Here is a 20552-nt window from a genome sequence, read left to right on the forward strand (position 1 = left end):
AAAGTGCGTATACATTATAGGCATAAGTAAGGGGTATAACAAACACGGCTACATGGATTCCCCGGTTGTCAAACATGTGCTAAACTTCAAGTGATGGGTTTGGACACCGAGTTAAGTGAGAACAATCATTAACGAGGTGATTTCCTGATACTGAATTTTAGTTGGGAATGTTGTCAATTGTATATTTAGAATATTGTCTGAGTTAGTGGGGTTAATCGCTTCAGGTGCTAGCAGAACGATTGGCGGTTCATCTTTTCATTTGATCGAGTAGATATCTATGCCACCACTCAACTTTACCTCTATCTAGCTCATCTTCATGAATAGATATTCATTTAGTAGTTAGATGTGAACACTGGGTCTGTCACATCATCTGTGTTCAAGAGTCCATCTGTCACTTATTCAAGTTGACACTTTACAGTCAATTACAGTTGCAGGTTATGTAAACTAATACCGTGTACCTAAAGAAGAGAGCATTAACAATATAAGTCTCGTACACATAAGTTTTGACATGTACCAATTGCACAGTTGTAAATAACATATGTTGCCATTATCAATAATTTAAAGTTGAGATTTCAATGTTAAAATCCTTTGAAGGTTGGCTCGGCCAATACAACATCCACTTATCGGACTTGATTCAAGTTGCAGAGGCACTTGGCCTTATTCTATTGATTGCTATTGTCATTCATCTCATGTTTCACCGTGTTTTCTTAGTGCGGTTAAAGAGTAGCGCCAATAAATCTCGGGCTATTTGGCGCAATGCGCTGTTCAGTAGTAATTTATTCAGCCAAATCGCTTTGCTTATTCAAGGGGTAGTGGTTGGTTTTCAGGCCAATTTATGGCTCTCACAAGAAAGCGAACTTCGGGAAATATTGCTGACAATCGTCTCACTATGGATAGTACTTTATGCCTTGTTATCGATATTTTCATTGCTGAATATTCTCGATGTACTACTTGAACGTACTCAGACTGGGCGTAACATGCCTACTAGAGGCATCATTCAGAGCATCAAAATCATTATCTTTGTCATTGCGGCTCTTCTATCTACCTCCATTTTAATTGGGAAATCACCAATCATATTGCTAAGTGGCTTAGGTGCTATGACTGCCGTAGTAATGTTGGTATTTAGAGACCCCATTCTTGGTTTAGTCGCAGGGGTTCAGTTATCAGCCAACAAAATGCTCAGTGTGGGTGATTGGCTCGAAATGCCGAAACATGGCGCAGACGGTGATGTCATTGAAATCAACCTCACTACAGTTAAAGTACAAAACTGGGATAAAACCATCACCACAGTCCCAACTTACGCTCTGATTTCAGATTCATTCAAAAACTGGAAAGGGATGACAGAGGCAGGGGGCAGACGCATTAAACGTAGTGTGATGATAGATGCAACCAGTGTTCATTTCCTCAATGAAGTTGAGGTGTCTGAACTAACTAAAGTGCATTTTCTAGAGACGTATATCAAAAGTAAGGTAGAGGAGATTACGCTCTACAATGAGGAACACCATATAAATAACATTAGCTCTATCAATGGCCGTAGACTGACTAATTTGGGTAGTTTCCGTGTTTATTTGGAGCATTATTTACGTGCGCATCAAGACATAAATAACAGCATGACCCTGATGGTTCGACAGCTAGCACCAACGCGTGATGGTATCCCGATGGAGATCTATTGCTTTACCACCACCACTGTATGGGGTGATTATGAACGTATTCAATCGGACATTTTTGACCATTTGTATGCTGCAATGCCAGAATTCAAGCTAAGAGTATCTCAGGCCCCAACTGGTAACGACTTCCACCGCTTGTCAGAAGTTAATAAAGTACATGTAACCAAATGATAGGCTGAAAAAGTTAGAAGCTCCAGTCATGGCGGGGCTTCTACGCCGATTAGCTTTCCAGATAAATAGTATCAAGTCACCACGCTCTACAGCCCCGATCAACTTTAGGCTGTTAGGTTTCTCGTCTGAATTACGCAACATATATGGACGCACCTCAGGATGCAATGACTGATTCAATAGCAGTTTGCTCTGGTAGTTGGCGGACAGTATCGAGAAGCTTATCTCGCTTTACCTTTCTGTTTGATAAAATTTGTCCATTTGTACCCAGAACACACACTTGGAAGAGATTTTTCGCTATATCAATACCGACAACTTTAATAGACATACTTGTTACTCCTGCTCTTAATGGTTGTACTATTAGTTTGGTACAACGACGCTAGAAGGGAGGTGCGTCCATCACATCAAAGCCGCAATTTGTTGTAGATTGCGAATGACATGCGCCCAACAGAGTTGGTGTCTGTCCGGAGAAAGCCAGTTGTAACCGCTATATTGGTCACTGACCACAATGCCACAATAGTCTGAGTCCAGTACCGTTTTTGCTGAATGCATTGAACGAGAGTAAAGGATTTTTTCATAGACTAAATCCTCGCTTGCCACTAGCCAGCACCAACGCAATATATGTTTTAAAATTAGTTGTAACTTTGAGGAAACATCTTTTGTCGGAAATAAAAATTATAGGACTTTTTGTAATTACTGCTTTGGCTGAAATTATTGGTTGTTATTTACCATATCTTTGGTTACGCGAGGGTAAATCTGCTTGGTTGCTAATACCTGCAGCTCTTAGTCTTGCAGCATTTGCTTGGCTGTTGTCGTTGCATCCAACAGCAGCAGGTAGAGTTTATGCTGCCTATGGTGGCGTTTATATTTTTATGGCTATTCTATGGTTATGGGCAGTCGATGGTATTCGTCCAACGATGTGGGATATTGTTGGTTCTGGTATCGCACTTATTGGTATGGCAATAATAATGTTCGCTCCACGCAGCACATAACTAGCAGTTAATGGTTTTCATATACTTTGTCTAATCTGATACGAACGATTTAATGTTATTAGCTAAATAATTTTTGTCCAGAACCTTGCTGAAGGGGGGCGTAACTCGAAATTGCCCCGAAGTCATTCAGAGTAAATACTTATTTATACCTTGTTAATATGAACTTGCCCGACTAAAAGTTATCCGAATTCCCCCTTGAAATAACGCACTTATAGAGGCAGCGTCATGCTAGGGTAAAACCGGCTGTTGGACGTCTAATTAGTGCTATACAAATGCAGCAAGCAAATGTAGCTTAAGAGCTTAGTCTGTTCGCGAACTTGAAGCCTATATTACATCACTGAAAATTCGCTACCGTTTATCATGCTTCATGGCGATTTAGATAAACCAGTACCACTAGAGCAAAGTGAGTTACTCAAGCAATTATTAGACAAGTACGGTGTAGAGAATCAACTTTTTGTTGAAAAAGTGTTGGTCACAGTGCACCGGTCTTTGATACTGAAAAGTATGTGTCAGAAGTTGTTTATTTTGTCCGAGCGCAACTCCCTTCTCAAACCTTCGAAAAGGCTTCAATGTGCGCGATACACTATTTTTCGCCCATTAATCAATTTCACTTGTGACAAAGTTATCAGAATTATGCATTTTCGGTAACGTTCCCGAAATTATCGATCTATCATCCACTCAGATACAAAAGTGAAGTAATCAACACGACTGATTTCTATTTCTTCTTCGATATAGAGCTTATACATCAAAAGTATAAGCCGAAATGCGCTTACGAATCATTTTGGGAACGTTTGCAGACAATCCAAAACAATTAACGTGAGAACATCAGAATGAAACGACACATTTTAGCGGTTGCTGTAACAATGGGGCTAATGACTACATCGGTATTAGCAAGTGAAGACGTTGCAGCATTAGAGCAACGTATTAATGAATTAGAACAAAGGGTTGCACAAACAGAGCAGGTCTCTACCGAGGCCAATGAAAAGGCTTCTTCGTTTGAGTTTCACGGCTATGCTCGCTCTGGGTTATTGATCAACGACGACCTCAATGGCGCGACAGGCACTGGACCTTACATGACGACAGCTGGTGCCATTGGAGCTCCAATTGGACGTCTTGGTGTTGAAGATGATCATTACGTTGAAGCGAACTTGATTCATAAGCGATTTGCAGACGATGGCTCTAGTGCTTTGTTTCGCATCATGTTGGCCGACAGTACTGATACAAATAACGAGTGGACTGCCAGCGAAAGCCAGTTGAATGTGCGACAAGTGTATTCAGAACTGAACCGTCTGAGCATGTTCTCTGAATCTGAAGCGTTTTCTGAAGCAACGTTTTGGGCGGGTAAACGATTCGATCGCGACAACTTTGATATTCACTTTTTCGATTCGGATATTGTCTTCTTATCAGGTACTGGTGCGGGCGTTTATGACGTTCAGATGAGCGACAACTGGAAAGCGAATTTCTCTATTTATGGCCGAGATTTTGGTGAGATTGATAGCTCATCAACAGATGTAGAAAACTACATTGCAACCATGAATAACCGTATTGGCCAATGGCAAGTGATGTTGAGCGGTATGACCTCAGCAGACAACGATAGCCGCCTAAATGGCGCAGCTGAAAGCGGTGTACACGCAATGTTTGCATACCATGGAGACAACTTCTTTGGTCTGAGCGAAGGCTTCTCTAAAACGGGTATGTTAGTGGGTAGCGGCCTAGGTGCAGAGCTAAAAGGCATCGGTTCAAATGGTGATCTACTGGATGACGCGAAAGCCGTTCGCCTGTTTAGCTACGGTGTCACTCGCATTGGCGACAACTGGCGCTTAGCACCTGCATTAATGGCAGAGCATAGCCAAGATCGTTTGAAGAAGAATGACGAGTTCACATGGGCTTCTTTAAACGTTCGATTAGCTCAAGAGTTCACAGAGAACTTTGAGATGGTTTACGAAGGTTCATTGCAATACATGGATTTAGACAACTCGACAGAGCAAGCTAGCGGCGGTTTCTACAAAGCGACAGTTGCACCAACACTGAAGCTTTCAACTAGCACTGGTTTCTTTGACCGACCAGAACTGCGTTTCGCTGTGAGCTATGTGGATTGGAGTGAAGACCTAAATGGTTACTCGATCAGCACTGAAGCAGATGCTGCAACGATGGGAGAGGGCGGCGAGGTTCTGTTTGCACTGCAGATGGAAACTTGGTTCTAATTGCTTGATATATCGTTTAGATAGAGAGTGTTACTCATGATGTGATAGTCGCATCACCAAATGCCAACCTTATCGTTTCAACTCGAAGGTTGGCATTTTTTATCTTGGGATAACCTGATCTCTGAAATAAATCGCTAGCAAGACTCTCGGTCAATAGTGGTGAAGGTCAACACCATCTTGCTCATTTCAAAGCCTTTTTTCTCAATACGGTCGAGTAGCAGCTTGGCTCCATTTTCTCCCGCTTTATCAAACGCATAGTTAAATGTAGACAGCGTTGGTGTGCATACTGAAGCAAGTTCATCATCACCCACGCCGAGTACCAAGACATCCTTTCCTGGAACGAGGCCCGCTTCTTGAATTGCTCTGATCGCACCGATTGCGATACGGTCAGTTGCGCAGAACAGGCCATCGAGCTTGGTGTGCTCTTTTAGAGACTGTTTAGCCAGTTGGTAACCTGACTCTATGGTGAAGTCGCCACGGGCGTGAAATTGCAGTGTGAGCTCGTTAAGTTGAAGCGATTGAGCGAAGCCTTCCGATCTCATCTTATCAACCGCAATATCATCACCTTGCACACCGATGAATCCCATATGCTTACAAGCTTTCGCTATGAGGCGATTACCCGCTTCAAACCCTACGCGAGTGTCGTCGTGCACAATACTTGGGATGTTAAACATTGACCCGTCTTGACCCACCAATACCACCGGCACAGCAGAGCTTTGAATCGCTTTGACCAATTGGTTGTCGAGGTGGGTCGCGTACAGGATGATGCCTTCAACGCGCTTTTGGTTAAATATCTGAATATATTCAAGTTCTTTATGGTGTGTTTGATGTGTGCTCGCTAATAATACATGCTTGCCCGCTTGCTCTAAGACGGCGGTTAAACCATCGACACCCTGAGAGGTGGCATGGGAAGAAACCCTAGGAACAATCACGCCAACCAGGTTGGTTTTTTGGGACTTTAAGTCTTTAGCGACTTGGTTTGGGAGATAGCCACACTCTTCAACCGCTTTACGCACCTTCACCTTGGTCGCGTCTTTTACGCCATACTCATCATTGATTACTCTTGAAACCGTCGACTTGGAAACTCCAGCGAGACGAGCGACATCATGAAGACTAGCCATTATTCATTATCCAATTGTAATTTTAGTTTTGGGGTTGTTTGCAAACAGAGCATCAAATTTACCTGTTATTAGGGGATTTTAACCCTGTCTTCTTATCCTAGGGAGATAATTTGAAGATCATTCTCACACTATTGAGCAGTTATCTTTGATCATTTGTTATTTCTAGGCAAAAATTTGTTTTGCAAACGTTCCCGAAAATTCAAAAGCTAAAATGATAATCCAATGGGGTATGTAATGAATTATCCAAAAATAGCAAAAGAGCTGCTTTCTCTATTAGGTGGTAAAAGTAATATCACCGCACTCGCACACTGCGCGACTCGTCTGCGTCTTGCGGTTGCAGACCAAGATAAAATTGATGAACAGGCGATTGATAACCTAGAAGGGGTTAAGGGCCAGTTTAAAGTGGCAGGTCAATATCAGATCATCTTTGGCTCAGGCATTGTAAACCAAGTTTATGCTGAGTTGGCTAAGCTGACTGAAATGACGAAAATGTCGACCAACGATGTGGCGTCTGCAGGTGCTGACAACCAAAATATCCTGCAACGCGCGGTGAAAGGCCTGTCTGATATTTTTGTACCAATCATTCCGGCGATTGTTGCTGGTGGTTTGTTGATGGGTATCTACAACCTATTGACGGCTCAAGGCTTATTCATTGATGGCAAATCTCTAATCGACGCTAATCCGGGTTTGACCGACTTAGCAAACATGATCAATACATTTGCTAATGCTCCTTTTGTGTACTTACCTATTTTATTAGCATTTTCAGCGAGTAAGAAGTTTGGTGGTAACCCATACCTTGGCGCGGCTTTAGGTATGTTGATGGTTCACCCAGACTTGCTTAACGGCTGGGGCTTCGGTGGCGCATCAGTGTCGGGCAGCATTCCGGTTTGGAACATTTTAGGTTTCGAAATCGAGAAAGTAGGCTATCAAGGTTCAGTACTGCCCGTTCTTGTTTCTGCGTTTATTCTAGCGAAAGTTGAGCTTGGGCTGCGTAAAGTTATTCCTTCGGTTCTGGATAACTTGCTAACGCCGCTATTGGCGATTTTCATAACTGGTTTGTTAACATTCACGATTGTTGGTCCATTTACTCGTGATATCGGCTTCCTGCTTGGTGACGGCCTAAATTGGTTATACAACAGTGCTGGCTTCATTGGCGGTGCGGTGTTTGGTTTGATTTATGCGCCGTTTGTTATTACTGGTATGCACCATAGCTTTATCGCGATTGAAACTCAGTTGCTTGCGGATATTGCAACAACTGGTGGTACGTTTATCTTCCCTATCGCGGCGATGTCTAACGTGTCACAAGGTGCAGCGGCACTGGCGGTTGGTTTCATGAGTAAAGATAAGAAAATGAAAGGTATCGCGATTCCTTCTGGTGTGACCGGTTTGCTTGGTATTACTGAGCCTGCAATGTTCGGTGTGAACTTGAAGCTTCGCTACCCATTCATTGCTGCGGTTTGTGCAGCTGCGGTTTCAAGCGCGTTTCTCACTATGTTCAATGTGAAAGCACAAGCACTGGGTGCGGCGGGTATTCCTGGCATCATCTCAATATCGCCGGAAAAAATTGGTTACTACGTGGTAGGTATGATTATCGCGTTCGTGACTGCCTTTGCTCTGACCTTTGTTTTAGGTTTGCGTGAGAGCAGCAAGCAAAACATTAAAACAACAGCTTAACGTTTATCCCTAGAAGTGAAGCCCCCCTTTTCACTTCATTTCCTAAGCTTTGGGGTGCTAGCTAGGTGATTTGGCTTAGCTAGCCTTTTTATATTTTTACATGACAGCGTGAAGTTTCACCTTGCTTTCGGTTGCTACTGCTTTCGGTTGTCATGATTTTCAGTTTTAAGGTAAGAAAGATGAATCAAGTTTGGGTAACTGGAGACGCCGTCGTCGACCTCATTCCGGAGTCTGACTCGACATTATTGAAATGTCCGGGCGGTGCTCCTGCTAATGTCGCGGTAGCGATTTCTCGCCTTTTAGGCAAAAGCGCATTTTTCGGCCGAGTGGGTAACGACCCGTTTGGCACTTTTATGGAAGTGACTCTGCAAAAGGAAGGTGTGAATACCGATCGCTTGGTGAAGGACCCTGAACAACGCACATCAACCGTGGTGGTTGATCTTGATGACCAAGGCGAGCGCAGTTTTACGTTCATGGTTAAACCAAGTGCCGACCAGTTTATGTCTGTTGCAGACATTCCCGAATTTAAGAAAAACGAGTGGCTGCACGTCTGCTCAATCTCTTTGGCTAATGAACCAAGCCGAAGCAGCACCTTCGAAGCCATCCGACGCATGAAAGCCGTGGGCGGTTACATCAGCTTCGATCCAAACCTTCGTGATGAAGTGTGGCAAAACCCATCTGAAATTAAGTCTGTGGTCATGAAAGCGGTTGAGTTGGCGGATGTGGTTAAATTCTCAGAAGAAGAACTGGACTTCTTAACCGATTCAACTTCGATGGAACAAGGCTTGGCTAACATTGCAGATCTTAACAACACGCTTGTTTTGGTTACGCAGGGCGCGAAAGGCGTTTGGCGAGTATTTGAAAACCAAGGTGTGTTGATTTCAGGCCGCTCAGTGACGCCAGTGGATACCACGGGTGCAGGCGATGCTTTTGTTGGCGGCTTGCTTGCAAAGCTTTCTCAACATGATGAGTGGAACAATCAACAAGTCGTCGATTCTGCAATTCAGTGGGCGAATGGGTGTGGTGCACTGGCGACAACGCAAAAAGGCGCAATGACCGCACTTCCAACGCAAGAAGCTCTAACTCAGTTTATTCAAAAAAACTCTTCAAATACGAATGCCGTAGAGGAGAGCGTATGAGTTTGAACTCGAACTGGACAGTAGAGCAAAGATATCGTCGTATAGAAGATATTTCTCAAGAGAGTATTGATGCGATGGTAGAGCTTCGCAAACAAGACTCTGGCTATCCAAGCTACCATGTTGCGCCTAAGTTTGGTCTGCTTAATGATCCGAATGGTCTGTGTTTCTTTAATGGTGAACACCACCTATTTTACCAATGGACGCCAGTTGGCCCTGTCCATGGTATGAAGTACTGGTACCACCTTTCAACCAAAGACTTCGTTCATTTCGAAGACCACGGCATAGGCCTACACCCGGACCAAGATTACGATTCTCACGGTGTTTATTCTGGTGGCGCATTGGTTGAAAACGGCAATGCACTGCTGTTCTTTACGGGTAATAAACGTGATGAAAACTGGCAACGAGTCCCAACTCAATGTTTTGCCAAGATGTCTGCTGACGGCAAAATAGAAAAGCACGGCGTGGTTATCGAAAACGATCACTACACCGAACATTTCCGCGACCCAAAAGTGTGGAAACAGGGCGACGATTATCTGATGGTTGTGGGTGCTCAAACGCCTCAAAATACTGGCTCTATGGTGCTATATTGCAGCCGAGACCTGATGAATTGGCATCACAAAGGTCCAATTCAAACTCGTTACAACAACCTTGGCTATATGTGGGAATGCCCAGATTTCTTTGAAATAGAGAATCAGTCGGTGATGCTATTTTCTCCGCAGGGCGTGTCTAGTGAAAGCCCATACGACTTCAAAAATATATATTCAGTGGCTTACATTTTGGGTGACCGCTTGAACTTAGATACGGCGGAACTGGAAAACCATCAAGACATTGCGCAGCCAGATTACGGCTTTGATTTCTACGCACCACAGACTTACTTAGATGATAAAGGCCGTCGCATCTTGATTGCTTGGATTGGTCTGCCTGAGATTGATACACCTTCTAATGCGCATGAGTGGGCGGGCATGTTGTCGTTACCACGCGAACTTCAAATCCAAGATGGCTATCTGGTGCAGTCGGTTTTACCTGAATTGAAAGCGCTACAGGGTGAAGCGGTTACGGTTGAAAATGTTCTTGAACTGGATACAACCAGCTTCATGGTTGAGCTCGAAACGGATACGGACGAGTTTGAGTTAACGCTTGCTAACGCTGCGGGCGATAACATCTTGTTCAGCTCCACAGAAACGGAGTTCATGCTTGATCGCAGTAAGATGTCTCAACTTTACGCGGAAGAGTTTGGCTCTGTGAGAAAAGCGCGGAGGTTAAGCACTAAGCAAACCATCGAGGTTTATGTCGATAAGTCGGTGATCGAAATCTTCATTAATGGCGGTAAACATACAATGACCAGTCGCTTCTTCATTGATGACTTGAACGCGCTGTCCATTACTGATGGTGTGAAAACTGTTTATCACGCAATGAGCCCAGTTAAAGGACTAGATGATTAAGTTGTTACAATTATACAAACCACTTTACTAGTGGTTTGTATTGTCTTGAAGCATTTCTGTAGTGGTCAAGTGAATTGGGCTACTACATTAGAGGCTTTGCTATACTTCAAGTTATCCGCTAAATGCTAATTTAGCATTTCATATAGCACGAAATTGTCCAAAAACACGTTAAGTTAGTGTTCAAATATAGTTAAAGTTAAACAAAAATGAGCCCAATTGGACTCATTTTTTTTATAACTGCTTATCAAAAAGTGCTAATTTTATTGCTGCACTTTCGTCCCCAAATGCAGCCAAGTTTCTAACACCGTATCAGGATTTAATGATACTGAATCAATCCCTTGTTCCATTAACCATTGGGCGAGATCGTCGTGATCCGATGGGCCTTGGCCACAAATGCCCACGTATTTCCCTGCTTTATTGGCGGCTTTAATCGCCATGGAAAGCATTGCTTTTACGGCGGCGTTGCGTTCATCAAACATATGAGCAATGTCGCCGGAATCTCGGTCGAGTCCCAAGGTTAATTGCGTCATGTCGTTTGAGCCAATTGAGAAGCCATCAAAGTATTTGAGGAAGTCATCCGCCAAAATAGCATTGGAAGGTAATTCACACATCATGATGACTTTCAGGCCATCTTCACCACGTTTAAGATCAAATTTAGCAAGGAGATCAATCACCGATGCTGCTTCTGTTGTGGTACGAACAAATGGGATCATGATTTCAACGTTTTTCAAGCCCATCTTGTTACGAACACGCTTCATTGCTTCACATTCCAAAGCAAAACAGTCTTGGAATTTTGGTGAAATGTAGCGAGATGCGCCTCGGAATCCCAACATCGGGTTTTCTTCGGTTGGTTCGTAATGGATGCCGCCGACCAAGTTGCGGTATTCATTGGATTTAAAATCTGACATGCGCACAATCACACGTTTTGGCCAGAAAGCAGCAGCTAAGGTTGAAATACCTTCAGTCAGTTTTTCGATGTAAAACTCAACAGGGTTGGCGTAACCCACAATACGTTTGTTAATTTCAGCTTTAAGTTCAGCCGATTGCTCATCGTAATTCAATAGGGCTTTAGGGTGAATGCCGATCATTTTGTTAATAATGAATTCTAAGCGAGCAAGTCCTACACCTTCGTTGGGAATGCACGCAAAGTCAAACGCGCGATCAGGGTTGCCTACGTTCATCATCACTTTCAGTGGTAAATCGGGTAGGTCGGTGACTGAAGAACGTTTGATTTCAAAATCAAGTTCGCCTTCATAAACAAATCCAGTTTCGCCTTGCGAGCAAGAGACGGTAACTTGCTGGCCATCTTTCAGTTTACTTGTGGCATCACCACAGCCGACTACCGCCGGGATGCCAAGCTCACGAGCAATAATGGCGGCATGGCAAGTACGCCCACCACGGTTGGTGACGATGGCGGCGGCTTTTTTCATTACCGGTTCCCAATCGGGGTCGGTCATGTCGGCAACCAGCACATCACCGGTTTGCACTTGATCCATTTCGTCTAAGCTTTTTACAACTCGAACCACACCCGCACCAATACGTTGTCCGATCGCTCGGCCTTCAATTAGTGTTTTACTCGAAGCTTGGTTGTTTAATTGGAAACGCTCCATCATTTGTTGATCATCACGAGAGCGAACCGTTTCAGGGCGAGCTTGAACGATAAGCAACTCACCGGTTACGCCGTCTTTGGCCCATTCAATGTCCATTGGGCGACCGTAGTGTTTTTCAATGATCATGGCTTGCTTAGCCAGTTCTTGAATCTCATCATCATTTAAAGAATAGTGGCGACGTTCTTCATCCGTGGTGTCCACAATTTCAACTTGAGTACCAATCTCTTTGCCATCGGCGTAGATCATTTTGATTTGTTTTGAACCAAAAGTACGGCGCACTACCGCTGGGTTTCCAGCTTGCAGCATCGGTTTATGCACGTAAAATTCATCTGGATTGACGGCTCCTTGAACGACCATCTCGCCTAAGCCCCAAGAAGAGGTGATGAAGACGACTTGATCAAAGCCTGATTCAGTATCAAGGGTAAACATAACGCCAGATGATGCTTTGTCTGAACGCACCATACGTTGAATGCCGGCAGACAATGCGACCCCTTTATGATCAAAGCCTTGGTGAACACGATAGGAGATAGCGCGATCATTAAATAGAGAAGCGAAAACATGTTTCGTTGCTTCAATCACCGCATCAATTCCTCGAACGTTTAAGAACGTTTCTTGTTGACCTGCGAATGAGGCATCCGGTAAATCTTCGGCCGTGGCAGATGAACGTACGGCGACTGGTAAGCTGTCGTCACCATTCCCCAGTTCTTGATAAAATGCTCGAATTCCATCTTCTAATGCTGGTGGGAATGGGGCATCCAGAACCCATTGGCGAATTGTGGTACCCGCTTTTTTTAATGCGTTGACATCATCGACATCCAATTCATCAAGTAGTTGATAAATCCGATCATTTAATTGGTTGGTTTCTAAAAATTGATTAAAAGCAAAAGCAGTGGTGGCATAGCCATTGGGTACTTTTACTCCAGCATTTGAAAGATTGGCAACCATCTCACCTAAAGATGCGTTCTTGCCCCCGACTTTATCAACATCGTTCATTGATAAAGCATCGTACCAAACCACATTCTGATCCACGGCGTGTCTCCTAGACTTTTGTATTGGATTAATTCCCATCATAGCTAAAGTGGCAACTTTAATTATTTGAGAAGAATTATTATTTCTTAGGTTTCATTTAATTGTGTTTCTCTCATAGAGAGTGTGGGCAAAGTCTCAATCACTTGCATTGCAGTAGCGTGAAATTGATGACTGATTCACAATGAATTTGACTTTAGCCATTTATTTGCAAACATCCTGTGAAATTATAGTTGTAAATATTTACAACTTTTAACTTACAGCACGCCATAAAGGATTCAACTTCTTATGCAGAGCAAAACAAATTTTCGTGATGTATTTTACATTTCTGATGGAACAGCCATCACATCTGAAACATTAGGGCATGCTGTCCTTGGACAATTTCCGATTGAAATTGCACAAAAAACGTTGCCCTTTGTTGAAACCGTAGAGCGTGCTGAACAAGTAAAAACGCTCATTAATCAAAAAGCTAAAGAGTCTGGAACTAAACCGTTGGTCTTCTTTTCTATCGTGGTACCTGAAGTGAAGTTAATAATTGAACAAGCCGATGCGCATTTTTATGATGTACTCAATTGTTTAGTGGATCCCTTAAAACGAGATCTTGATTTAGAACCAAGCCCACAATTACACCGTTCCCATAGTATTGAGAAAGATGCCGCCAGTTATCAAAACCGAATTGCGGCGGTTGAGTACACCCTAGCCCATGATGATGGTGTGTCATTAAGTAACCTTGATCTGGCGGATATTATTCTGCTTGGTGTGTCTCGTTGCGGTAAAACACCAACCTGTTTGTACCTTGCAATGCAGTTTGGTATTCGGGCAGTAAACTACCCATTTATTGAAGATGATATGGCTAAGCTAAAGTTGCCAAAAGAGATAGAACCCTACCGTTTCAAAACATTTGGACTCACAATCGATACAGAACGTTTAATGGCGATTCGACATGAACGTTACGCTAATAGCGATTATGCAAGCCAAGAACAGTGTGAAAAAGAACTGAATCGAGTGGAATCTTTATTCCGAAGAGAAGCGATACCCTATCTCAATACGACAACATTATCGGTGGAAGAAATTTCGACCCGACTGCTTGAACTCAGTGGCTTGAAGCGATCGATGTGGTAAGTCGGGAGTGAGTAAAGCGCTTATAAACTTTATTTTAATTTTAAAAAAAGTGAAGAGTTTGTCGTTTAAGATGATCAAAAACAACTTTTTAGCTTTTTTCTGTCAGAGTTTACATGCCAGGTCTTTTTCAGTATTGAATTGGTTTATAATCGCGTTTCAAAATGTATTTCCAATAGTTGATGTAGCCCATGAGTAAAGTAGCGAACCACAATGATTGATTTATTACTCCAGCTAAAACCGGATGTATTAACGTCTGCTCAATTCTTTCTTCTTATTGGATTAAGCGGTTTAACCTCAATGCTAAATACCATTATTGGTGTTGGAGGAGGAGCCACTTTAATTGCGTTTATGATCACCATGATGCCTGCTGCCGCAGTGATTCCTGTGCATGCGATTGTACAATTAGGATCAAATGCAGGTCGCGCAGTATTAATGCGTCGTCATATTCAAAAACAGTACCTTGGTTGGTTTTTTGTCGGTAGTGTGGCTGGTGCAATCATCGGGGGTAATATTGCGTTAAACCTTCCCACGAAATATCTAGAACTCATTCTCGCTGTGTTTATTTTGATCAGCAGTTGGATACCTATTAATTTCAGTTTTAAAGGAAGAAAAGGCTTAGTTGGTGTGGGTGTCTTTACGGCCTTTTTAACCATGTTTGTTGGTGCGACGGGGCCATTTTTGATTGCGACAGTGAAAAATCTATTGCCTGATCGTCGGGAACTCGGCGCGACCATGGCGTGCTTTATGTCGATACAACACGTGATTAAAGCCGTTATTTTCGGCCTATTGGGTTTTGCTTATCAACAGTGGTTAGGCGTAATAGGGCTGATGATCTTGGTTGGGTTTGTCGGAACGTACCTTGGTAAGCATGTGTTAGATAAAGTCTCGAATAAGCACTTCCATGTTGTGCTTAAATTCGCTCTAACCGTTATTGCGTTGCGTTTGATTTGGAGCTTTTTTACTGCGCATTAATTTTATGATGATTGGGTTGGTGGTAATTTGCTTTGTGGTATTGGAAAAACTTTATCGTAAGCCAGATTATACACAAACGCATAAACTAAGTAGAAAATCACCATGCCTAAATCGAGGATCAGTGCATCCAATAAGCTGATTTTTAGCCACCATGCCATGATAGGCAAAGTAATAAATAATAAGCCAAATTCGAAGATAATTGCATGCGCTATTCTTACGATGGTTGTTTTATGAATTTGCCCCGTTTTCTTTAGCATCGCTTTATCAAAGAGGATGTTGTAGTAATAATTCCACACTGTTGCAATAATTGAAAATACTATGGCTAATATACCTATCTGACTCATCTCCATATTAAGTAATTGGTTGATACCAAAAATTAAAATGATCAGCCCTAATGCTTCGAATCCAATGGTGTGTCTTAATCTGTCTAATTTTGTACGCATATAATTTCAACTTCTTTTTAATGTTCGGCTATTATCAATGTTTATTACGATACATGTTAGTTAATAACTATCGTTTTTATAGATAGGTTGTTCGGATAAATAGGGTGAAAGCATGCGTTTTTCAATAGAGCAATTACAAGCTTTTGTGGCCTCGGCAGAACAAGGGTCTTTTTCGGCAGCAGCACGGCATTTAGGAAAGGCGCAATCTGTCGTCAGCGCGGCTATTGCAAATCTTGAAGCGGATTTAAATTTAAGTTTGTTTGATCGAAGTACTCGTTCACCAAGGTTAACTGTACATGGTGAAGCCTTGTTGGTGAGAGCAAAACGGATATTGAATGAATGTGGTACATTTTTATCGGCAGCTGATGCTTATCAAATTGGCCTAGAAGAAAAAATAACCTTAGTGATTGAGTCAATGGCAATGACACATTCGGTTGCCCAAGCGTTAGCGCAATTTGAGCAAGCTTACCCATTAGTTGAAATTGAGATATTACACGTACATGAAGGCGATATTTTGGATTTTATTCGTCAAGGCCGAGCACAATTGGCGATTATGCAGCAATTGGAGTTTCTCTACCCTGGAGAAATTGAAGTGTATGGTTTGGGGCTGCTTGAATTTTGGTGTGTAACTGGCATGCACCATCCATTGTCGAATCAAAAGCAAGTGACGTGGCAAATGCTAGAAAGCCATCGTCAGTTTCTTATTGCTGGACGCTACGGACAAGATGCGCCAAGGTGGAGAGTTTCTGACCAAGTGTGGCGAACCGAAAGTGCGTATTCAACCATTCCATTATTGCAACGAGGTTTAGGCTGGGCTTCATTACCGGCTCAGCTTGTCAGTGATTTTGTTGATGCGAAACAATTAAAACGGTTAGATCTTGCGTTTGAATCCCAGCCTTGGAAGCAGGGCATTGATATTATTTGGTCGACTCAGCATCCTCAGGGGCCAGCAACTCGAACATTACTTGCTGAGCTAAAAAGTATTAATCTTTAACTTTACCTATAGGGTGAAAGGGACGACTTACATCGTATGGTATGAAGGCATATAGTCACCTTCGTTTTTATTAGAATAATGAAGAATATATTTGTCTAGTGAATGTAAAAAAACTTCTCTTTCTATATGATGAATTGATGATAAAAATAATGACAAGGAAGCGTTGCATACCATGAATGATCGTATTAACTCACAATCTACTCGCCCCTCATCTTGGTTTAATCTTAGCCATATTTCTGCAGGCTTTACCGCCGTTCTGATTGGTTACACTAGCTCGGTTGTTATTATTATTCAGGCCGCTACTTCAGCCGGAGCATCAGCGCTGCAAATTGCCAGTTGGTTATTGGTTTTAGGCGTCACTGTGGGTATAAGTTCTATAGCTTATTCTTGGTATTATAAAATGCCTGTTTTGATGTCTTGGTCAACACCGGGGGCGGCGATGTTGATTGCGGCAGTTGCTCAATATAGTTTACCGCAGGTTATTGGCGCTTTTGTGATCTCTGGTTTGTTGTTGTTATTAACAGGGTTAATTACGCCGCTGAGTCGTTTACTTGAAAACATTCCATCACAGCTTGCGACGTCGATGCTTGGCGCGATCTTAATCCCTTTTTGTTTGAAAGCCTTTACGCCGGTGACGACAAACCCAATGGTTTTTGGGGCGATGTTTGCCACTTTCTTTATAGCAAAACGCTATTTACCTCGTTATGCGATGATGCTTCTACTGGTTGTTGGCATTGCCATTGCGACTTTCACTGGGGCGTTTTCAGGGCAAGTGATTGTACTGAATATTGCTGAACCGGTATGGGTAACGCCAGAGTTTGATTGGATGGCGATGGTGAATTTAAGCATTCCACTTTATATCATCACGATGCTTTCTCAGAACTTGCCCGGCTTTGCCATGATGAGAAGCTATCAATATGAATTACCGGCGAAACCTTTATTTATTGGCACGGGGGCTCTCAATATGCTGACTGCACCTTTTGGCGGGTTTAGCTTAAATTTAGCGGCAATCTCAGCTGCTATTTGTATGAACGAAGATGTGGATTCAGATAAAAGCCAACGTTATAAAGCATCAATGTGGGCTGGTTGTATTTTCATTATCGCGGGTTTGTGGGCCACCGCAGTGGTGGGGATATTTTTAGCCTTACCAAAAGAGGTTTCACAGATTCTCGCAGGTTTGGCGCTACTAGGAACCTTGTTAATGTGTATGCAAACGGCGTTTGGCGATGCTGAATATCGGGAGTCTTCCCTTTATATATTTTTGGTTACATTATCGGGTATTACTTTGTTTGGTATTGGTTCGACGTTGTGGGGATTGATGGCAGGGCTTATTCATCAAAAATTCATGCATAAGAAAAATAATAACTGATCGCACATTATGGTTCCTTCCTCAGTAAGGCACTCAATAAGAGTGGATCCATTATTTTCACGATGAAAATGATAATTCGCAGCTTATTAATAGAAATAACTGCGAATTATATGGCCGAAAATGATGGGTTCTTATGATAAAAATATCAGTGATTGAGAATCATTCAATCGATGAACACTCAAGTAACCATTTAATACCCCAAGAATTTCTTTCTAAGCATTATCCTTAATTCCTTCCTGACTTCTTTTCCTCCGATCATGGCGAGCAATATTAATGCACCAGGTATGAGAACCAACATTAACATTGGTCTCAATAGATAAGAAAAGCAAAATATCCACGGTAAAAAAATAAGATATTGACCAACTCTTTTGAGTGTATTCATCCGTTATCCTTTTTTAAAATGAGCGCGCTCATATATTTAATTGAGCGTGCTCAATTTGTCAAGATATTAAACTAAGAGTATGATCATTAAAGGTTCAAAAATAAGAAGAAATAATGACGAAAAGACAGCAAACCAGAGAAAGCATTTTAAACGCTGCGTGGGCCTTATTTGCCGAAAATGGCTATGAAATGACGACAACAAGACAGATCGCAAGGCAGGCAGGGGTTGCTGATGGCACTGTATTTAGCCATTTTTCAACTAAGCTTGCGATGCTAAGGGAGGGAATGCTTTCTCAATTGAATAGACTTGGAGAAGAAGTGCTTTCTCAAAATGAAGAGGGCATTGGGTTTGAAATTGGGCTGAGCTTAACAGAGAAGTATTATCGGTATTACTTTAGTCACGTAGAATTAAGTCGAGCTTTACTAAAAGAGATTATCTGGGACTTGGACTATTATCACACCTTTAACCAAACGTTATTTCAGTCTATAAGTCATAACATGGTGTCCATTGAGAAAATGCCATTACTTTTGGATTGTTATTTTATGACATTAATCACTCACCTAAGTCGAGTGGAACCGGATGTTGAACTTGCTTTAAAAGAGCTAAATATAAAGTATGAAAACATAATGAATGAATAGGTTAGTTAGTATGCTATTCAATGTTGACATCGATTTGTGAAGTAAAAAAGACTTACATGAACGTAAGTCTTTTTATTTATATCATTGGTACTTTAAGTCGCAGTTTATTGACAGCGTTCGTTCATTTGTTGCTTTACTGCAAGTCAATTACTTTGAGGAAATACACTCTGTATCATTTTGTTATTTATGCTGCTTTTGCTTGTATTGTACTTTGGCTTTTTACAAAGAAAATACAACCAGCCAGAACAACTAAAGGAAGGAGTGGGTCGAAAATGCTGCCTTGGCTACCGAAGATCAGATTCAATGTCATGATAAGTGTTCCGCCAATTGCCCACGCGATAGTGGTTGGAACGGTCCAAATAACCAGCTGCTTCTTCACTTCCGTTACACCCATTAAACGGTTAACAATGTGGAATAGACTGTCATTAAAGTAACCTGCAAATAGGCTACCCATAGTCGCTGCTGATGCGGCAAATAGCATATTCACATCTTGCATTTCAGCTAGCACTGGCGCAGAAATTGACGCTGCGGTAATCATGGAAACCGTGCCACTACCTTGGATGATTCGTACCAATGTGGCAATAATGAATGGAATCATAACCGGTGAAATGGACAGTTCAACAATTTGGTTCGCGATTTCAGCACCGGCGCCAGATTCACGTAATACACTACCTAGCGCACCACCTGCCCCCGTTACCAACAAAATGATCCCACAAGTTGAAATACCCTCTTCCAACTTAGCAGTGGTGGTTTCTTTGTCTAAGTAAGGTGTTAGAGTATAGACAGCCAATAGTGTACTGATTGAAAGGGCAATAATCGGGTGACCAAGGAAGTTAAACACCGTTCCAAACGTACTTGTTGATAACCCTTCCATATTAAATTGTTTTTCAGCAAGGCTCATGAGGGATTTAATTAAAATCAGAACAATTGGAACCACAATTGGCATGATGGATTTAATGAGTGACGGTAATTCTTTCGATGCCTTTGAAGCCAGCGTGAGTACAAAATAATGCCATACACACAAGGAATCGCAATGAGAAGGCCAAAGCCCAACATAGACGCTAAGTCTACATTGAAAATACTGGCGACACCTAACGGGCCAGGGGTGGGAGGAATACAATGGTGAGCGACCACTAAACCGCCTGCAAGTGCGACTGTTAACGTTAAGATAGAGCGATTAGACGTTTTGGCTAACGATTTAGCGATTGGGTATAAAATGATCAGTGCACTATCAACAAACACTGGAATACTGACGATATAGCCTGTGATCGCCAGTGCCATTTCTTCTTTTTTCTTCCCTAACCATTTAATGAAATGATAGGCAATAGATTCCCCTGCACCAGAGGTTTCTAAAATGGCGCCCATCATGACACCTAAACCGATCACAATCCCGATCCCACCTAAGGTGCCACCAAATCCTTTGCTAATGGCAGACATGGTTTCGTCGACGCTTAAGCCACCAATAAGGCCTGCAATACAGGCGGCAATCAACATGGCAATTAAGACGTGAACTCGGGTTCGCAAGACTAAAAAGATTAAAACGAATACGGCTATTATTAAGCCGATGACAGATATAGGTAACATGAGGA

General features: G+C 42.4%; 14 protein-coding genes and 3 pseudogenes. 11 read left to right on the forward strand and 6 right to left on the reverse strand.

From position 1 onward, the window contains the following. The first annotated feature begins 575 nt into the window (after window positions 1–575). Window positions 576–1838, forward strand: coding sequence for a mechanosensitive ion channel family protein (locus tag VCASEI_RS14300; protein WP_086960289.1), 1263 nt, complete (start codon window positions 576–578; stop codon window positions 1836–1838). Between the two features lie 175 nt (window positions 1839–2013). On the opposite strand, the pseudogene VCASEI_RS14305 reads toward VCASEI_RS14300, so the two are convergent. Both VCASEI_RS14305 and VCASEI_RS14310 read right to left on the reverse strand, forming a co-directional pair. Then, window positions 2014–2163: pseudogene (locus tag VCASEI_RS14305) on the reverse strand (IS110 family transposase); the annotation flags it as partial. Window positions 2164–2246: 83 nt separating this feature from the next. After that, window positions 2247–2453, reverse strand: a pseudogene (locus VCASEI_RS14310) (IS66 family transposase); the annotation flags it as partial. Window positions 2454–2494: 41 nt separating this feature from the next. Between VCASEI_RS14310 and VCASEI_RS14315 the strand changes: the two are divergent. Both VCASEI_RS14315 and VCASEI_RS14320 read left to right on the forward strand, forming a co-directional pair. After that, window positions 2495–2827: a YnfA family protein gene (locus VCASEI_RS14315; RefSeq protein WP_089110617.1), complete on the forward strand. Its 333-nt coding sequence runs from the start codon at window positions 2495–2497 to the stop codon at window positions 2825–2827. Window positions 2828–3657: 830 nt separating this feature from the next. After that, on the forward strand, window positions 3658–5031 hold the full coding sequence (locus VCASEI_RS14320; RefSeq protein WP_086960291.1) for a carbohydrate porin: 1374 nt from the start codon (window positions 3658–3660) through the stop codon (window positions 5029–5031). Between the two features lie 134 nt (window positions 5032–5165). Here the strand turns inward: VCASEI_RS14320 and VCASEI_RS14325 are convergent, their stop codons facing one another. Continuing rightward, on the reverse strand, window positions 5166–6152 hold the full coding sequence (locus VCASEI_RS14325; protein ID WP_086960292.1) for a LacI family DNA-binding transcriptional regulator: 987 nt from the start codon (window positions 6150–6152) through the stop codon (window positions 5166–5168). A 234-nt stretch (window positions 6153–6386) separates the two neighbouring features. Between VCASEI_RS14325 and VCASEI_RS14330 the strand changes: the two genes are divergently transcribed. The 3 genes from VCASEI_RS14330 to VCASEI_RS14340 all read left to right on the forward strand — a co-directional run bounded on the left by VCASEI_RS14330 (window position 6387) and on the right by VCASEI_RS14340 (window position 10407). Then, window positions 6387–7826, forward strand: coding sequence for a sucrose-specific PTS transporter subunit IIBC (locus tag VCASEI_RS14330; RefSeq protein ID WP_089110618.1), 1440 nt, complete (start codon window positions 6387–6389; stop codon window positions 7824–7826). Between the two features lie 179 nt (window positions 7827–8005). After that, window positions 8006–8965, forward strand: coding sequence for an aminoimidazole riboside kinase (locus VCASEI_RS14335; protein ID WP_086960294.1), 960 nt, complete (start codon window positions 8006–8008; stop codon window positions 8963–8965). Then, window positions 8962–10407 (forward strand): sucrose-6-phosphate hydrolase, encoded by a 1446-nt coding sequence (locus VCASEI_RS14340; RefSeq protein WP_086960295.1) that lies wholly within the window; start codon window positions 8962–8964, stop codon window positions 10405–10407. Before VCASEI_RS14335 ends, VCASEI_RS14340 begins: the two co-directional genes overlap by 4 nt. A gap of 260 nt (window positions 10408–10667) precedes the next feature. Here VCASEI_RS14340 and ppsA read toward each other — a convergent pair whose 3' ends face one another. Beyond that, entirely contained in the window at window positions 10668–13046 is a 2379-nt protein-coding gene (gene ppsA, locus VCASEI_RS14345; RefSeq protein ID WP_086960296.1) for a phosphoenolpyruvate synthase, read from the reverse strand. A gap of 285 nt (window positions 13047–13331) precedes the next feature. Between ppsA and ppsR the strand changes: the two genes are divergently transcribed. Both ppsR and VCASEI_RS14355 read left to right on the forward strand, forming a co-directional pair. Next, window positions 13332–14165, forward strand: a complete 834-nt coding sequence (ppsR, locus tag VCASEI_RS14350; protein ID WP_086960297.1) for a posphoenolpyruvate synthetase regulatory kinase/phosphorylase PpsR — start codon at window positions 13332–13334, stop codon at window positions 14163–14165. A 210-nt stretch (window positions 14166–14375) separates the two neighbouring features. Then, window positions 14376–15137, forward strand: coding sequence for a sulfite exporter TauE/SafE family protein (locus VCASEI_RS14355; RefSeq protein ID WP_086960298.1), 762 nt, complete (start codon window positions 14376–14378; stop codon window positions 15135–15137). Between the two features lie 2 nt (window positions 15138–15139). On the opposite strand, the gene VCASEI_RS14360 is transcribed toward VCASEI_RS14355, so the two are convergent. Beyond that, window positions 15140–15580 carry a PACE efflux transporter gene (locus VCASEI_RS14360; RefSeq protein WP_086960299.1) on the reverse strand — a complete coding sequence of 147 codons (441 nt, stop codon included), beginning with the start codon at window positions 15578–15580 and terminating at the stop codon, window positions 15140–15142. A gap of 112 nt (window positions 15581–15692) precedes the next feature. Between VCASEI_RS14360 and VCASEI_RS14365 the strand changes: the two genes are divergently transcribed. The 3 genes from VCASEI_RS14365 to VCASEI_RS14380 all read left to right on the forward strand — a co-directional run bounded on the left by VCASEI_RS14365 (window position 15693) and on the right by VCASEI_RS14380 (window position 18963). Further along, window positions 15693–16574, forward strand: a complete 882-nt coding sequence (locus VCASEI_RS14365) for a LysR family transcriptional regulator (protein ID WP_086960300.1) — start codon at window positions 15693–15695, stop codon at window positions 16572–16574. A 172-nt stretch (window positions 16575–16746) separates the two neighbouring features. Beyond that, a complete protein-coding gene (locus tag VCASEI_RS14370) occupies window positions 16747–17943 on the forward strand; it encodes a benzoate/H(+) symporter BenE family transporter (RefSeq protein ID WP_086960301.1) in 1197 nt (398 codons plus the stop codon). Window positions 17944–18438: 495 nt separating this feature from the next. Next, complete coding sequence (locus VCASEI_RS14380; protein ID WP_086960303.1) at window positions 18439–18963, forward strand: TetR/AcrR family transcriptional regulator; 525 nt, start codon at window positions 18439–18441, stop codon at window positions 18961–18963. A 184-nt stretch (window positions 18964–19147) separates the two neighbouring features. On the opposite strand, the pseudogene VCASEI_RS14385 reads toward VCASEI_RS14380, so the two are convergent. Continuing rightward, window positions 19148–20547, reverse strand: a pseudogene (locus VCASEI_RS14385) (GntP family permease). Between the last annotated feature and the right edge of the window lie 5 nt (window positions 20548–20552).

The organism is Vibrio casei, assembly GCF_002218025.2.
GTDB classification, from domain to species: Bacteria; Pseudomonadota; Gammaproteobacteria; order Enterobacterales; family Vibrionaceae; genus Vibrio; species Vibrio casei.